The organism is Streptomyces sp. NPDC055078 (genome assembly GCF_053607985.1).
The window spans coordinates 1-16,265 of record NZ_JBSGUP010000116.1 but is presented as its reverse complement, the minus strand read 5'-3'; the positions used below and the strand labels follow the sequence as shown (position 1 = coordinate 16,265).

Sequence of the window (16,265 nt, the reverse complement as noted above, 5' to 3'; positions counted from 1 at the left end):
GGCGGGGGCTCGGCGTATCCGTCGTCAGGGCGGCGGCCCCGATCGATTCTGCAATGTTGATTGCACGTAATTCCGTAACTACGTAGGATTGGTGTCATGGAGCTGGAGCAGCGCGTCGCGGAGCTGGAGATCCGGCTGGCCGCACTGGAGCGACGGGAGCCGCGGGAGTCGCGGGAGTCCGTGCCCTCCCCGGCGGCCCGTCCCGGGGAGGGTGACGGGGACGCGTACTGGGCCCTCAGCGGGTTCAAGGAGCAGCTCGCCGCCCTCGGCGCCGACGACGGCGGGGTGCTGTTCACCGGGGACGTCCGGCTGCCCGGCGGCGCGCGGTACGAATGGCAGTTCGGCGCGCTCACCGCCGATCTGCTGGACCGGGACTGGACGACGGCGTCCGACGCGCTGGCCGCCCTCGGCCATCCCGTACGGCTCCGGCTGCTGCGGGAGATCCTCGGCGGCCGGCACACCGCGGCCGAGCTGGCCGAACTCGACGGCATCGGCACCTCCGGCCAGATCTACCACCATCTGCGCCAGCTCACCGCCTCGGGCTGGCTCCACACCCCGGGCCGCGGGCGGTACGCCGTACCGCCCGCCCGGACCGTTCCGCTGCTGGTCGCCTTCCTGGCCGCCCAGCCCTGACCCGACCCGACCCGACCCGTCGCCGACGGGCACCCGCCGACAGGGGAGTACGCCATGTCCACGATGCCGATATCGACGGCCCGTCGCCGCCGCGACCGCAAGCACCGGCTGATATCCGACGTCGCCGGCGTCTTCTGGTGGCTCTTCGGCGTTCTGCTCCTCTGGGATCTGTTTCTGTCGCTGCCCGGCGGCTGGATCGCCGTCGTCGTCCCCGGGGTCGTCGCCGTCGGCCTCGAACTCCTCCGGGTGCGGATCTACCGCGCCGAGCACCGCGCCGCCGATCCGCCCGCCCCCGTCGAGGTCGGGGTGCCCGTCACCGGCCGCTGGGTGGCCTACAACAGCCCGGTCGACAAAGTCCCCAGCCATGGCACGCATCTGTACGGGCAGACGTACGCGATCGACATCGTCGCCGAGCCGGTGGCGGGCCAGAACCCCGGCTTCCGCTGGCTGTGGCCCCTGGTCCGCCGCAGTTCGGCGTATCCCGCCTACGGTATGCCGCTGCTGGCGACCGCCGACGCCACCGTGGTCCGGGCCCGGGACGGCCGGCGCGATCACCTCAGCCGCAGCTCCCTGCCGATGGTGATCTATCTGATGGTGCTGGAGGGCCTCGCCCGCTCCCTGGTCAGCCCCTGGTGCGTCATCGGCAACCACCTGGTGCTCGACCTCGGGGACGGCACCTACGCGCTGTACGCCCATGTGATGCGCGGCTCGCTGACCGTGAAGGAGGGCGACCGGGTGCGCGCCGGGCAGCGGATCGCCCGCTGCGGCAACTCCGGCAACTCCACCGAGCCGCACGTCCACTTCCAGCTCATGGACCGTCCCGACCCCGAGATCGCGCTCCCCCTCCCGTTCCGCTGGCGGGGTATCGACCTCCCGGCGAACGGCGACAGCTTCACGGCGGGCCCCGTGTCGGCGGAGGCGGATGGCGGGGCGGACGCCGGGGCGGATGCCGGGGCGACGGATTCCGCGGGTGTGGGTCGGGCCACGGCGGGTCCTGCGGGTGTGGGTCCGGCCACCACGGACGCCGGGTCCACCACACAGCCCGTGCCGGAATCGGCCGCCCGCGGCTAACCTCGGCCCATGCCCCCTGCCAGCAGACCGGCCGGCCAAGGTGCCCGCGCCCGCGCCCGCGCCCGCACCTATGACCCCGCCACCACCCGCGCGGCCGTCCTCGCCCAGGTCGCGCAGGTGCGGAAGTCGGTCGACGCCCTCACCCCCGCGCAGCTCGCGCTGCCCACCCGGGTCGGCGACTGGACCGTACGGGAGCTGACCGCGCACCTCGCCATGGTGGTCGGCTCCGTCGCCCGGAGCCTCGCCGCGCCGGAGCCCCCGCGCGCGGAGATCGCCCTGCGCGACTGGGCGTCCGCCACCGCCGGTTTCGTCGGCTCGGAGGACGAGGACCCCCGCGCGCCCGCCGGCTCGGCGCCGCCCGCCGAGCTGTACGGCCGGGCCGCCGACGGCCTCGCGGAGGCGCTGGCCTCCGCCCCGGCGGGCCGGCTGGTGCGGATGCCGCTCGGGGCCATGCGGCTGGACGACTTCCTGGTCACCCGGACCGTCGAGCTGATCGTCCACACCGACGACCTGAACGACGCGACCGGTCTTGACATCCCGTACGACCGCAAGGCGCTCGCCGCCGGTACCCGGCTGCTGGCCGACGCCCTCGCCGTGAAGGCGCCCGGCGGCTCGGTCGAGGTCCGGGTGCCGCCGTACGCCGTGGTGCAGTGCGTCGAGGGTCCCCGGCACACCCGGGGCACCCCGCCGAACGTCGTCGAGACCGACCCGCTGACCTGGATCCGGCTGGCCACCGGGCGTACGGGATGGGCTCAGGAGCTGGACGCGGCCACGGTCAGCGCGAGCGGCGAGCGGGCGGACCTGGCACCGCTGCTGCCGGTCCTCCCCTGAGGCCGACTGCGCACGCGACCTTCCGGCGGCATCCGGCACCTGGCACCCGGCATCCGGCGGATGCCAGGAACCGGAATCCGGTCCGCCCCGTCCCAGGGGTATGCGTAACCAGCTGAGCGTCCCCCTCACCGTCCTGGCACTGCTCGCGCTCGCCGCCTGCGGTACGGAGTCGGGCTCCGGTTCCGGCTCTGGTTCCGGCTCGGGCTCTGGTTCCGGCTCCGCGGGCAAGGTCGGCGGATCCACCCCCGCCGATCTGAAGGTCACCGGTGTGCACTGGGCCGTCGACCGCGTCACCGTCGGCGGGAAGGTGTCGATGGCACCGGACGGGGCGTATCTCCGGGTCGGCGCCGGCGGTGCGGCCGAGGGGAACACCGGCTGCAACGGCTTCGGCGGCAAGGCCACGGTCGAGGGGGACACGGTCACCTTCGGTGATCTCGCCTTCACCGAGATGGGATGCGCCGGGGATGTCGGACGGTTCGAGGAACTGCTGCGCGGCGTGCTCGCCGGGAAACTGGAGGGCGACCTCGGCAGTTCCGGCGGTCAGCTCACCCTGACCAACGCCAAGGGCGATGTCGTCGCCTTCACCGCCGGGGCCGAAACCCCGCTCGCCGGCACCCGCTGGACCGTGGACACGCTGATCGGCGACGGCACGGCCGAACCCCTCCCCGCCGGTACGGAGGAGAGCGCCCACCTGGTCATCGGCAAGGACGGCAAGGCCACCGGGAGCCTCGGCTGCAACACCTTCACCGCCACGGCGAAGGTCGTCGGCACGGACATCGTCTTCGGCCCGCTCGCCACGACCCGCCGGATGTGCGCGGGGACGGCGGGGCAGGTGGAGGCGCATATGACGAAGGTGCTGACGGGGAGGGTGTCGTACGACATCAACACCCGCGGCCTCACCCTGAAGGGCCCCGCCACCAAGTCCCTCCACGCGACTGCCCCCGCTCGCTGACCCGCCCGTGCTTTCTGCGGGGCTCCGCCCCGGACCTCCCCCTACGCCCTGCGGCGTGGGGGGACCCCCAGCGCCTCATCGCCGGCGAGGCTGGATTTGGTTGCCCTTGCTCTCCAGGTGAAGGTGGATGTGGTTGCCCCGGCCTCCCGAGCGAGGGATGCCTTTGCTGCCGCGCGTGGCGTGGACGGTCACATCCAGCCCGTCCGGCGATTGAGGACACGCCCGGAGGGCGTGCCGTCCCGCGGCGGTGCGGGTTACGTCGGGCCCGGCCCGGCAACGGTGTCCCCCGTGACGGAACCCTCACCATGTGGTACCGGCGCACAACCGGGCCCGGCACCCCGCGCCGCACCGGGGCCAATGTCACAGGTCCCCAATTCGGACCAGTGGTCGATCTCGCCTACACTCGGTGCCGTGCCACGTGGTGACGGTCGACTCAATCACGATCTGCTCCCCGGCGAGAAAGGCCCCCAGGACGCTTGCGGCGTCTTCGGTGTCTGGGCTCCGGGCGAAGAGGTCGCAAAGCTCACGTACTTCGGGCTCTACGCCCTCCAGCATCGGGGCCAGGAATCCGCAGGAATCGCGGTCAGCAACGGCTCCCAGATCCTCGTCTTCAAGGACATGGGCCTGGTGTCCCAGGTCTTCGACGAGACCTCCCTCGGCTCGCTGCGGGGACACATCGCGGTCGGTCACGCCCGCTACTCGACCACCGGAGCCTCCGTCTGGGAGAACGCACAGCCGACCTTCCGGGCCACGGCCCACGGCTCCATCGCGCTCGGGCACAACGGAAACCTGGTGAACACGGGCCGGCTCGCCGAGATGGTCGCGGAGCTGCCGCGCCAGGACGGGCGGGCGGCCCAGGTCGCCGCCACCAATGACACCGATCTGATCACCGCGCTGCTCGCGGGCCAGGTCGATGACGACGGCAAGCCGCTGACCGTGGAGGAAGCCGCCCCCAAGGTGCTCCCGGCGGTGAAGGGCGCCTTCTCCCTCGTCTATATGGACGAGTCCACCCTCTACGCGGCCCGTGACCCGCAGGGCATCCGCCCGCTCGTCCTCGGCCGTCTCGACCGGGGCTGGGTCGTGGCCAGCGAGTCCGCCGCCCTCGACATCTGCGGTGCGACGTATGTCCGCGAGATCGAGCCCGGCGAGCTGATCGCCATTGACGAGAACGGCCTCCGTACCACCCGATTCGCAGAAGCGAAGCCCAAGGGCTGTGTCTTCGAGTACGTCTATCTCGCCCGCCCCGACACCGACATCGCCGGCCGGAACGTCTATCTGTCCCGCGTGGAGATGGGCCGGAAATTGGCCAAAGAAGCACCCGTCGAGGCCGACCTGGTGATCGCGACGCCGGAGTCGGGCACCCCCGCCGCCATCGGCTACGCGGAGGCGAGCGGTATCCCCTACGGCTCCGGGCTGGTCAAGAACGCGTATGTCGGCCGTACCTTCATCCAGCCGTCGCAGACCATCCGCCAGCTCGGCATCCGCCTCAAGCTCAATCCGCTGAAGGAAGTCATCCGGGGCAAGCGGCTGGTCGTCGTGGACGACTCGATAGTCCGCGGCAACACCCAGCGCGCCCTGGTCAAGATGCTCCGTGCGGCCGGTGCGGCCGAGGTGCACATCCGGATCTCCTCCCCGCCGGTGAAGTGGCCCTGCTTCTTCGGCATCGACTTCGCCACCCGCGCCGAACTGATCGCCAACGGCATGACGATCGAGGAGATCGGCGCCTCGCTGGGCGCGGACTCCCTCTCCTACATCTCCATCGACGGCATGATCGAGGCGACGACGATCGCCAAGCCCGATCTGTGCCGCGCCTGCTTCGACGGCGAGTACCCGATGGACCTGCCCGACCCCGAGCTGCTCGGCAAGCAGCTTCTTGAGACCGAGCTGGCGGGCGGCGCCGACGCCGCCGACGCGCTCCGTCGCCCGTAGGCCCTGGCCGTGACCCACAGCGCAGTGACCCCCGGCCGGGGTCCCGCAGCACCGACACGAAAGCCCTCTTTGCCATGACAGCCGAGTCTTTTGAACGTGCCCAGGACGCGGGCACCGGCGCCAGCTACGCGGCGGCGGGCGTCGACATCGAAGCCGGTGACCGCGCCGTACAGCTGATGAAGGAGTGGGTGCGCAAGACCCGCCGCCCCGAGGTCCTCGGCGGTCTCGGCGGCTTCGCGGGACTCTTCGACGCCTCCGCGCTCAAGCGCTACGAGCGCCCGCTCCTGGCCTCCGCGACGGACGGTGTCGGCACCAAGGTCGACCTCGCCCGCAAGCTGGGTGTGTACGACACGATCGGCCACGACCTGGTCGGCATGGTCGTCGACGACATCGTCGTCTGCGGCGCCGAGCCGCTGTTCATGACCGACTACATCTGTGTCGGCAAGGTCCACCCCGAGCGCGTCGCCGCCATTGTCAAGGGCATCGCGGAGGGATGTGTCCTCGCGGGATGCGCCCTCATCGGCGGCGAGACGGCCGAGCACCCCGGACTGCTCGGCGAGGACGACTTCGACGTGGCCGGCGCCGGTACGGGCGTGGTGGAGGCCGACCGGCTGCTCGGCCCGGATCGTATCCGTACGGGGGACACGGTCATCGCGATGGCGTCCTCCGGCCTTCACTCCAACGGGTACTCGCTGGTCCGCCACGTGCTGCTCGACCGGGCCGGGATGGCGCTGGAGACCCGGATCGAGGAGTTCGGGCGGACGCTCGGCGAGGAGCTGCTGGAGCCCACCAAGATCTACTCGCTGGACTGTCTGGCGCTCACCAGGACCGCCGAGGTGCACGCCTTCAGCCATGTCACCGGGGGCGGCCTCGCCAGCAATCTGGCCCGGGTGATCCCGGACGGACTGCACGCCACCGTCGACCGCTCCACCTGGACCCCGGGCCCGGTCTTCGACCTCGTCGGCACGGCCGGCCGGGTCGAGCGGCTCGAACTGGAGAAGACGCTGAACATGGGCGTCGGCATGATCGCCGTCGTCCCTCAGGAGTCGGCGGACGCCGCGCTCACCCTGCTCGCCGACCGGGGTGTGGACGCCTGGGCCGCCGGAGAGATCACCGACCGCGGCGAGCGCACCACCGGCGCGGAACTGACCGGGGAGTACGCGCGCTGAGCCCGCTGCCCGGTACGGCAGCCGCCGCACGCGGCGCGGCGGCTGAACAGCACAGAACCCGGTCCGGAGGCAGGGGCCTCGGACCGGGTCGGCGGTCAGTGCAACGTCAAGCGCCGCGGCGCTGCGACGAAGGACCGGACTCGTCGTCCTCGTCCTCTTCGTCGTTGTACAGATCCGCGTACTGTGCGTACGGGTCGTCTTCCTCGTCGTCATCCTCGAACGGCTCGCCGTTCGGAGGCTGGCTCGAAGTCGATGCGCCCAGCTCGTTGGCCAGACGCGACAGGTCAGTCCCGCCGCTGTTGTACTTCAGCTGGCGGGCGACCTTTGTCTGCTTGGCCTTGGCCCGGCCGCGCCCCATGGCTCGACCCCCTCGGTGACGGGGCTCGACGGCCCCAGAGTCTTGACACGCGTTCATGATTCGGAACGGACTCCCCGTGGGGAGACCGGCCCGTAGGGCTTCAACGGTACCTGCTTCCGCGGCCATACGGTACGCCGCCCGCATGACGTGCCACTTCGCAGAACCCGCGAGGAGCCCCGTCCTCGCTGGTCAACTGCGATATTAACCTCTTCTTGGCGGACGACCCGCCGACCGGGGTGAGTCTTGTCTCCCGATACGGCGGGCCCGAGCCGCCGCCGGCGTCAGCCCCGGCGGGCCTCCGCCATGCGCTGCTCGGCGATCCGGTCCGCCGCCGCGGCAGGCGGAATACCGTCTTCCTTCGCACGTGCGAATATGGCCAGCGTGGTGTCGTAGATCTTCGCCGCCTGTGCCTTGCACCGGTCGAAGTCGAAGCCGTGCAGTTCGTCCGCGACCTGGATCACACCGCCCGCGTTCACCACGTAATCGGGCGCGTACAGGATCCCCCGGTCGGCGAGGTCCTTCTCGACGCCCGGGTGCGCGAGCTGGTTGTTGGCCGCGCCGCAGACCACCGAGGCGGTCAGTACGGGCACGGTGTCGTCGTCGAGCGCACCGCCGAGCGCACAGGGCGCGTATACGTCCAGGTGCTCCGCCCGGATCAGCGCTTCGGTGTCCGCGACCGCCGTGACCTGCGGATGCCTGGCGAGAATGCGCCGTACCGACTCCTCGCGCACATCCGTGATCACGACCTCGGCGCCGTCGTCCAGCAGATGTTCCACGAGGTGATGGCCGACCTTGCCGACCCCCGCGATCCCGACCCGGCGGCCCCGCAGCGTCGCCTCGCCCCACAGATGGCTCGCGCTCGCGCGCATGCCCTGGAAGACGCCGTACGCGGTGAGCACCGAGGAGTCCCCCGCGCCGCCGTTCTCCGGCGAGCGGCCGGTGGCCCAGCGGGTCTCGCGGGCGACGACGTCCATGTCGGCCACATAGGTGCCCACATCGCAGGCCGTCACATACCGGCCGCCGAGAGAGTCCACGAACCGGCCGTAGGCGAGCAGCAGCGCCTCGCTCTTGTCCGTCTCCGGGTCGCCGATGATCACGGCCTTGCCCCCGCCGTGGCCGAGACCGGCCATGGCGTTCTTGTACGACATCCCGCGGGCCAGATTCAGCGCGTCGGCCACGGCCTCCTGCTCGGAGGCGTACGGGTAGAAGCGGGTGCCGCCGAGGGCGGGGCCCAGGGCGGTGGAGTGGATGGCGATGACGGCCTTGAGGCCGGACGCGCGGTCCTGGCAGAGCACGACCTGCTCGTGGCCACCCTGGTCCGAGCGGAACAGGGTGTGCAGCACATCGGTGGGAACGCCGGGGACGCCGGTCACATCGGTCACGGTGGTGACTCCCAAGTACGAAGCGGCGGGTGAGGGACTTCCCTGAGTCTCCCCGTCGCTTGTGGCATGGGGAGGGTGAGAAAGTCCCGGTTGGGCATGAGGGTAAGTCCTACGCGGGCGTAGATCAGGCACAGTGCCGAGGATCACCCCCTGGCGGAGTACGGGCGTGGAAGGATCTGCGGTATGCCAGCGGTGTCCTCGGTACTTGTGCCTTACGCGTCCTACCTGCGGGTCTATGAGCCGCTGGCGGCCTTTCCCGAGCCCGAGCGGGGGCACTGGGCCCGATACGCCGGCCGGGGCGCTCCGCCCACGGCTCAGGACGAACTGCGGCGTTCCCTGGCGGATTTGCTGCCGACCCCGCCCGTCGCCGTACCGGTCCATGAGAGCGGGGACGCCTTTGTCGCGGAGGTGGACGGTGTGGTGTGCGTCTGCCCGTGGCGGACCCGGCTGCGCGGCTGGCTGGCCCTCCAGGAACTGAATGAGCAATTTTCGGCCACTTTGCTCGACGCCGTTCTGCCGCCCGTGGTCCGCGTCCAGGCGTCCGCGGACTGGGAGCAGTGGCGGGAACGCAACCCCGACGCCCGGCCCTGGATCAGGACGGCGGTGTGGCAGGTTCCGGTGCGCTGGTTCGCCCTCTTCGCGGACGACGAGCGGGAGTACGAGCCGGCCGGACCGGGAGGCTGTGACACCGCGGTTCTGCGCTATCGCACGCCGATGGTGCAGGCCAGGCGCCGGACGGCGCGGGCCCTGAAGGCGCTGCGGGAGTCCGCCGACGGCGGCCCGCTGAGCGAGGGCCTTGTCGATGTGGGGCGGTGGCTGGAGGAGTTCCATCCGCGCTCGCTGGTCGAGCTCGACTACGGCGGTCTGGTGCACGCCCTGCCGGCGCCGCAGCTCGCCGACGATCACTCGGCGGCGGATGTGGCCGCCGGGATCGAGGCACTCCGGGCCGGGGACGGCGAGGCGGCGGGGGAGGCGTACGGCAGGCTTGTGGATCGGTGGCGGGTGGTGCGCGGCCTGCAGTTCGCCAACTGAGCGGTTGTGTGGATGATTGAGACCTTCCGGAACCTTCCGGCATCTCCCGGTACCTTCTGTCCGGGCCTTAGGTCCCGATCCGGGCCTTTGTCTCAAGCGTGACGGACTGCACTAACTGGGCCCTTGCGTCGATCGCCTACCCTCGTGTCAAAATAGGACAAGGAGTCCGGGGAGGGTTCCTTCCGCCCAAGTATGGGCGGATCGTTTGGCATTGTGCTCTATGGGGGGTCTGGTGGCTCCTGATTGCCCTGTGACTGATCGTTACCGTGGTGTGACTGTCCGCTATGGCATGGTCCATCGGCTTCCGCCGTTGATGAACACCTCGGAGGGCAATTCCAACGGTTTGGCCGACGTGGCTGGACAGATGGTGTAGTTGTAGTGCCGAGGACAAGCCGTTCGTCCTATAACCGACTCAACCCGCATCCGCCATTTCGGGCAACGCGGGTCAAGGTGCAGAATTTAGAGGAAAGAACCGAGAACGTTCGGTTCTCCCGAGGAGGCCGCTCATGACCGCTCGCACCCCTGATGCCGAGCCGCTGCTGACCCCGGCTGAGGTTGCCACGATGTTCCGCGTGGACCCGAAGACGGTCACCCGCTGGGCCAAAGCAGGCAAGCTCACGTCCATCCGTACGCTCGGTGGACATCGCCGGTACCGCGAGGCAGAGGTACGCGCACTGCTCGCGGGTATTCCGCAGCAGCGCAGCGAGGCCTGAGGGCCCCGCTGAACCGGGCACATCCGGGACCCCCATCCCGGTAAGCCCACCCATAGCTCCACATGACGGGTGTCCGCCCCAACGGACTCCGGTCATCGATCGCGCTGGACTCCGCCGGGTCCAGCGCGATTTTTTTGCGCGTATTTCCGGGTGGGTTTCCGGGTGGGCCCGGTGTGAAAACCGGGCGCCGGGTGCCTCGTTGGGCGGGCGTGCGGAGGTTCCGGGAGGGGCTTGTGGATGCTGGGGGAGGCGCGCAAAGGGTGGTGCAATTGCACATATTAAATTGGTTGGTTCTGGATAGGTGTTAAGTAGCGGGGTTCTGAAAACCTATACGGTGACACCCGTCACACCTCGCAACTCTTGCCAACGTCCAGCGTGTCACTTCACCGGCGCCCCACACATCGGGCCGAAGTCACCCGGCGGGGGGACCTTTGTCCTCGGACCCGGACCCGGACCCGGACCCGGGCTGAGGCTGGGGCTGCTCGGCCTGGGGCTCGGTGTCCCCAGGGTCCCCGGGGCGCTCGGGGGTCTCCGGGAGCCCGGACTCCCCGGCCGGCCCCATGGCGAGCCTCAGGAGGCGATGGCAGACGGCGCAGTGCCGGGTCCGGTGCCGAATGCCGGAAGCAGCCGCCAGATGCGCCCGCAGCAGTGCTCCGATCTCATGCCGCCGGGTCTCGTGCCGCCGAACCGTGGACGCCGCCATGCACGTCACCTCCGCCTCCTGGTGTGTGCCGTCCCCTGAACAGTGGGTACCGGCGGGCGGGGGACCCGTCAAGACGGTGGACACGATGTCGGCGTCGCGGACGTATACGGATGGATGTGAGCGGATACGGGGGGATGCGGGGGAAGATGAGCGGATACGGCGAAGGCCCGCACCTCCGAAGAGGTACGGGCCTTTGAATCACTGCGGTCCTGACGGGATTTGAACCCGCGGCCTCCACCTTGACAGGGTGGCGAGCACTCCAAACTGCTCCACAGGACCAGGTTTCACAGCTCCGAATCGCGCGCTGGGCTGCGAGAAGAAACTCTACCGCAGCGGGGGCACGGCGGTCGAACTCGCTGTGGGTGACGGGCCCGTCACGGCACCAGCGCGTCGATCGCCTTCACGATGCGCTTGTCGGAGACCGGGTACGCCGTCCCCAGCGCGTGCGCGAAGTAGCTCACCCGCAGCTCCTCGATCATCCAGCGGATGTCCAGCACATCCTGCGGGACGGGCCGCCCCTGCGGAAGCTGCTCCAGCAGCCAGGCGTACTCGTCCTGCATCTCGTGCACCTTCTCCATCCGCGTGGTGTCACGCTGGACGGAGGTCGGCATCTGCTGGAGGCGGCGGTCCACCGCGACCAGATAGCGCATCAGATCCGGCAGTCTGCGCAGCCCGGTCCGCGTCACGAAGCCCGCGGGCATCAGCGCCGTCAACTGCCCCCGTACGTCCTGGACATTGCGCAGCAGGACCGGGCTGGTCGTGGCCTTGAGCCGGCGCTCGCACGCCTGCCAGGCGACCAGCACCTGCTGGACCTGGTCCACGGTCCGTACCGTCGTGTCCACCAGGTCCGCGCGGACCGTGTCGAACAGCTTGCGGTAGGACTCCTCGTCCCACGCGGGACCGCCGTGATCGGCGATCAGCCGGTCCGCCGCTGCCGTGGCGCAGTCGTCGAAGAGGGCCTGCACGGAGCCGTGCGGATTGCTCGACAGGGCCAGCTTCTGCTGATTGCCGAGCCTGTCGGAGGCGAACTTGGCCGGGTTCACCGGGATGTTGAGCAGAATCAGCTTCCGGGTGCCCCGCCACATCGCCTGCCGCTGCTCGGCCTCGGTGTCGAAGAGGCGTACGGAGACGGTGTCCCCGGCGTCCACCAGCGCCGGGTACGCCCTGACCGGCTGTCCGGCCCGACGGGTCTCGAAGACCTTCGACAGGGTGCCGATCGTCCAGTCGGTGAGGCCCGTGCGCTCGATCGATTCGCCGGCCGGTCCCGCGGTGGCCGCGGCGGCCCGGGAGAGGGCCTGCCGGGCCCTGGGGCGCAGGGTCAGCCGCAGCGCCTCCAGGTCCTTGTCCTCGGCGAGTGCCCGGCGCCGCTCGTCCACGATCCGGAACGTGATCTTCAGATGGTCGGGCACCTTCGACCCGTCGAAGTCGTCCGCGCCGACCGGGACGCCGACCATCCGCTGTAGCTCGCGGGCCAGGGTGACGGGCAGCGGCTCCTGGAGCGGAACCGCTCTCTCCAGGAACTTCGCGGCGTAGTTCGGCGCCGGGACGTAGTGGCGGCGGACCGGCTTCGGCAGGGAACGGATCAGCTCGATGACGACCTCTTCGCGCAGCCCCGGGATCTGCCAGTCGAAACCCTCGTCCGTGACCTGATTCAGTACCTGGAGGGGGATGTGGACGGTCACCCCGTCCGCGTCCGCCCCTGGCTCGAACTGATAGGTCACCCGGAACTTCAGCCCGCCCTGGTGCCAGGTGTCCGGATAGTCGTCCTTGGTGACCGCGCCGGCCTTCTCGTTGATGAGCATCTCGCGCTCGAAGTCGAGCAGCTCCGGCTCGTCCTGGCGCTTCCTCTTCCACCACGCGTCGAAGTGGGCGCCCGAGACCACATCGGCCGGCACCCGCCCGTCGTAGAAGTCGAAGAGCGTCTCGTCGTCCACGAGGATGTCGCGCCGCCGGGCCCGGTGCTCCAGCTCCTCGACCTCGGTGAGGAGCTTGCGGTTGTCGGCGAAGAACTTGTGGTGCGTACGCCAGTCGCCCTCGACCAGAGCGTTGCGAATGAAAAGATCGCGTGCTGTCTCGGGATCGATGCGGCCGAAATTCACCTTGCGCCGGTCGACGATCGGCACGCCGTACAGCGTGACCTTCTCGTACGCCATCACCGCCGCCTCGTCCTTCTCCCAGTGCGGCTCGCTGTAGGTGCGCTTCAGCAGATGCTGCGCCAGCGGCTCGATCCACTCCGGCTCCACCTTGGCGTTGACCCGCGCCCACAGCCGCGAGGTCTCCACCAGCTCCGCCGACATCACCAGCCGGGGCGGCTTCTTGAACAGCGCCGAACCGGGGAAGACGGCGAACTTCGCACCGCGCGCGCCCAGATACTCGTTCTTGGCGCCAGTGCCCTTGCCGCCGGCGCCCTTACCGCCCGTGCTCTTGCCGCCGTCCCCGGTGGAGTCCTTCAGTCCGATGTGCGAAAGCAACCCCGAGAGCAGCGACACATGGACGCTCGCCTCCGGCGCGTCCTCCTCGTTGACGTGGATGCCCATGGACTTGGCGACCTGGCGGAGCTGCGCGTAGATGTCCTGCCACTCCCGGATCCGCAGGAAGTTCAGATACTCCTGCTTGCACATCCGCCGGAAACTGGACGAGCCGCGCTCCTTCTGCTGCTCGCGGACATAGCGCCACAGATTCAGGAAGGCCAGGAAGTCCGAGGTCTCGTCCTTGAAGCGGGCGTGCTGCTGGTCGGCCTGGGTCTGCTTCTCGGCGGGCCGCTCGCGCGGGTCCTGGATGGAGAGCGCCGCCGCGATCACCATCACCTCGCGCACACAGCCGTTCTTGTCCGCCTCCACGACCATCCGGGCCAGCCGCGGGTCCACCGGCAGCTGGGACAGCTTGCGCCCGAGCGGGGTGAGCTTCTTGCGGGGATCCTTCTGCGCCGCGTCGAACGCCCCCAGCTCCTGGAGCAACTGCACACCGTCACGGATATTGCGGTGGTCCGGCGGATCGATGAACGGGAACTTCTCGATCTCGCCCAGTCCCGCCGCCGTCATCTGCAGGATGACCGACGCCAGATTCGTCCGCAGGATCTCGGCGTCCGTGAACTCGGGACGGGCGTCGAAGTCGTCCTCCGAGTACAGCCGGATGCAGACGCCGTCCGACGTACGGCCGCAGCGGCCCTTGCGCTGATTGGCACTGGCCTGGCTGACCCGCTCGATCGGCAGCCGCTGCACCTTGGTGCGATGGCTGTAGCGGGAGATCCGGGCGGTGCCCGGGTCGATGACGTACTTGATGCCCGGCACGGTCAGCGAGGTCTCGGCGACATTCGTCGCCAGGACGACCCGGCGGCCGGTGTGCGGCTGGAACACCCGGTGCTGCTCGGCGTGCGACAGCCGCGCGTACAGCGGCAGCACCTCGGTCAGCCGGTAGTTCTTCTTGTTGAGCGCGTCCGCCGTGTCGCGGATCTCCCGCTCACCGGAGAGAAAGACCAGGATGTCGCCCCCGCCCTCCCCCTGAAGCTCCTCCACCGCGTCACAGATCGCGGTGATCTGATCCCGGTCGCTCTCGGCGCTGTCGTCTTCGAGGAGGGGCCGGTAACGCACCTCGACCGGATACGTCCGGCCGCTGACCTCGACGATCGGGGCATCGCCGAAATGGCGGGAGAACCGCTCCGGGTCGATGGTCGCGGAGGTGATGACGACCTTCAGATCCGGGCGCTTGGGCAGCAGCTGGGCGAGATAGCCGAGCAGGAAGTCGATGTTCAGCGACCGCTCATGGGCCTCGTCGATGATGATCGTGTCGTACGCGCGCAGCTCGCGGTCGGTCTGGATCTCGGCCAGCAGGATGCCGTCCGTCATCAGCTTCACGAAGGTGTCGCCGCCGACCTGGTCCGTGAACCGGACCTTCCAGCCGACCGCCTCACCGAGCGGGGTCCGCAGCTCCTCGGCCACCCGCTCGGCGACCGTACGGGCCGCGAGCCGTCTCGGCTGCGTATGGCCGATCATGCCTCGGACGCCCCGGCCCAGCTCCAGACAGATCTTGGGGATCTGGGTCGTCTTGCCCGACCCCGTCTCACCCGCGACGATCACGACCTGGTGGTCGCGTATCGCGGCGAGGATCTCGTCCTTCTTCTGGCTGACCGGCAGCTGCGGTGGATAGTCGACCGCCGGTACGCGCCCCGCGCGACGGGCGGTACGGGCGGCCGACTGCTCCGCCTCCGCGGCGATCTCGTCCAGCACGGCCTGCCGCGCCTCGGGTTTACGGATGCGGCGGGCGCCTTCGAGACGGCGGCCGAGCCGGTGGGCGTCGCGCAGCGAAACCCCGGCCAGCAGCGTCTGGAGGTCGGCGAAGGAAGTAGACATACGATCCCCAGGATCGCACCCCCGGGAAAGAGGTGGCGAACGCATTTCGCTCGCGCGCTGGTGCAGAATGAAACCGATCCGTTCAGCAGCCATGAGTTTCGCCGAGTTTGCTGAGTCTGCCTGAGTTTCCCGAGCTTGCCCGAGTTTCCCGAGTTTCCTGAGTTTCCTGAGTTTTCCCGAAGGGACAGCGCCTCCATGCCACCCAGCCGCGCCTGCCGGAGCCGCCCGCCGGCCGCCGGGGCGGTGCGCGGGGTGTCTGGCGGGGTGTCTGTACGGATGGCGTCCGCGCTCGGGCTCCCGGCGTCCGCGCGGCGGGAGCCCGTACGGCGGGTGGCCTTGGCCGCGCCGGGCAGGTCCGCGCCGGGAAGGTCCGCGCTGCGAAGGTCCGGGCCGATGAGGTCCGCGCCCGTGGAGCGGGGGCCCGTGCGGCGGGCGCACCCGGCCGCTCGCCCCGTCACCGCGTTCGTGCTGCTGGGGATGGTCTTCGCGCTTCTCGTGGTGCTGTGCCGGCCGTCGTACGCGAGCGGATCGGCCGACCCCGGCTCCGACACCGGCCCGGTCGCGGTGACCGTGGCCACCGCCCAGGGCGGCGGCCAGCCGGCCGGCTGCGGCAAGGGAACGGTGGACGACGACGGGGGAGCCCACCCCGCGACCCCGCCACGCGGCGGGTTCTCCGCCGAACTGCCGCCCGCCCCGCTCGACACCCATGGCGGCACCGGCGTGCCATCGACCACGGCGGCCCCCGGGATCAACCCGGAACGCGGCCCGCCGCCGATCGCCCCGCCCTCCCCCGTCAACCTGTCCGTCCTGCGCGTATAGGGCCTGCCCGCCGGATTCCGCCGGGCTCGTCCGCCCTGGTGCGGTGCCTCTCCCGCAGCCCCTTCGGGCCCGGGTGGGGTTCCCCAGGCCCTGGCCCAGTGGTCCCGCTTCGCGTGTCCGCCCGACCGACCGCCCTCGCTCAGGAGTACCGAACCACCATGCCTTCTTCCCGTAAGCCCGCGATCATCGGCGCGGGCGTTGTCGTCGCCGCACTGCTGCTCGGCCTCGCCTCCTACACCGCCACCAAGCCGGGCGACGAGCCCGCCACACCATCGGCCGCCGCGTCCGGCTCCGCCGACCCGGGCAGCGGCAGCTACCCCGAGC

13 protein-coding genes and 1 tRNA gene are annotated in these 16,265 nt (G+C 70.2%); 9 read left to right on the top strand and 5 right to left on the bottom strand.

The annotated features are described in order from the left end of the window. Positions 1–96: 96 nt before the first annotated feature. From ACWF94_RS13045 to purM, 6 genes are all read left to right on the top strand, one after another. A complete protein-coding gene (locus tag ACWF94_RS13045) occupies positions 97–633 on the top strand; it encodes an ArsR/SmtB family transcription factor (protein ID WP_453487419.1) in 537 nt (178 codons plus the stop codon). A 54-nt stretch (positions 634–687) separates the two neighbouring features. Next, entirely contained in the window at positions 688–1,704 is a 1,017-nt protein-coding gene (locus ACWF94_RS13040) for a M23 family metallopeptidase (protein ID WP_453487418.1), read from the top strand. A 9-nt stretch (positions 1,705–1,713) separates the two neighbouring features. Then, positions 1,714–2,535: a sterol carrier family protein gene (locus ACWF94_RS13035; protein WP_453487417.1), complete on the top strand. Its 822-nt coding sequence runs from the start codon at positions 1,714–1,716 to the stop codon at positions 2,533–2,535. Positions 2,536–2,635: 100 nt separating this feature from the next. Further along, positions 2,636–3,487, top strand: a complete 852-nt coding sequence (locus ACWF94_RS13030) for an META domain-containing protein (RefSeq protein ID WP_453487416.1) — start codon at positions 2,636–2,638, stop codon at positions 3,485–3,487. 411 nt (positions 3,488–3,898) lie between these two features. Beyond that, positions 3,899–5,416 carry an amidophosphoribosyltransferase gene (gene purF / locus ACWF94_RS13025; RefSeq protein WP_453487415.1) on the top strand — a complete coding sequence of 506 codons (1,518 nt, stop codon included), beginning with the start codon at positions 3,899–3,901 and terminating at the stop codon, positions 5,414–5,416. Between the two features lie 74 nt (positions 5,417–5,490). Continuing rightward, positions 5,491–6,585, top strand: a complete 1,095-nt coding sequence (purM, locus tag ACWF94_RS13020) for a phosphoribosylformylglycinamidine cyclo-ligase (RefSeq protein WP_453487414.1) — start codon at positions 5,491–5,493, stop codon at positions 6,583–6,585. Positions 6,586–6,691: 106 nt separating this feature from the next. Here the strand turns inward: purM and ACWF94_RS13015 are convergent, their stop codons facing one another. Together ACWF94_RS13015 and ACWF94_RS13010 are read right to left on the bottom strand one after the other, a co-directional pair. Then, positions 6,692–6,943, bottom strand: a complete 252-nt coding sequence (locus ACWF94_RS13015; protein WP_453487413.1) for a DUF3073 domain-containing protein — start codon at positions 6,941–6,943, stop codon at positions 6,692–6,694. 281 nt (positions 6,944–7,224) lie between these two features. Further along, the gene (locus ACWF94_RS13010) at positions 7,225–8,316 is read right to left on the bottom strand and encodes a Leu/Phe/Val dehydrogenase (protein ID WP_453487420.1); all 1,092 of its coding nucleotides are present in this window, start codon (positions 8,314–8,316) and stop codon (positions 7,225–7,227) included. A gap of 192 nt (positions 8,317–8,508) precedes the next feature. On the opposite strand from ACWF94_RS13010, the gene ACWF94_RS13005 reads away from it, so the two are divergent. Both ACWF94_RS13005 and bldC read left to right on the top strand, forming a co-directional pair. Then, positions 8,509–9,357 (top strand): hypothetical protein, encoded by an 849-nt coding sequence (locus ACWF94_RS13005; protein WP_453487412.1) that lies wholly within the window; start codon positions 8,509–8,511, stop codon positions 9,355–9,357. A gap of 506 nt (positions 9,358–9,863) precedes the next feature. Next, positions 9,864–10,070: a developmental transcriptional regulator BldC gene (gene bldC / locus ACWF94_RS13000; protein ID WP_003949541.1), complete on the top strand. Its 207-nt coding sequence runs from the start codon at positions 9,864–9,866 to the stop codon at positions 10,068–10,070. Positions 10,071–10,482: 412 nt separating this feature from the next. On the opposite strand, the gene ACWF94_RS12995 is transcribed toward bldC, so the two are convergent. The 3 genes from ACWF94_RS12995 to hrpA all read right to left on the bottom strand — a co-directional run bounded on the left by ACWF94_RS12995 (position 10,483) and on the right by hrpA (position 15,122). After that, positions 10,483–10,773, bottom strand: coding sequence for a DUF6274 family protein (locus ACWF94_RS12995; protein ID WP_453487411.1), 291 nt, complete (start codon positions 10,771–10,773; stop codon positions 10,483–10,485). 204 nt (positions 10,774–10,977) lie between these two features. Beyond that, positions 10,978–11,052: transfer RNA gene (locus tag ACWF94_RS12990), tRNA-Asp, on the bottom strand. Between the two features lie 95 nt (positions 11,053–11,147). Next, the gene (gene hrpA / locus ACWF94_RS12985; RefSeq protein ID WP_453487410.1) at positions 11,148–15,122 is read right to left on the bottom strand and encodes an ATP-dependent RNA helicase HrpA; all 3,975 of its coding nucleotides are present in this window, start codon (positions 15,120–15,122) and stop codon (positions 11,148–11,150) included. 393 nt (positions 15,123–15,515) lie between these two features. Between hrpA and ACWF94_RS12980 the strand changes: the two genes are divergently transcribed. After that, the gene (locus ACWF94_RS12980) at positions 15,516–15,941 is read left to right on the top strand and encodes a hypothetical protein (protein ID WP_453487409.1); all 426 of its coding nucleotides are present in this window, start codon (positions 15,516–15,518) and stop codon (positions 15,939–15,941) included. Positions 15,942–16,265: the final 324 nt, after the last annotated feature.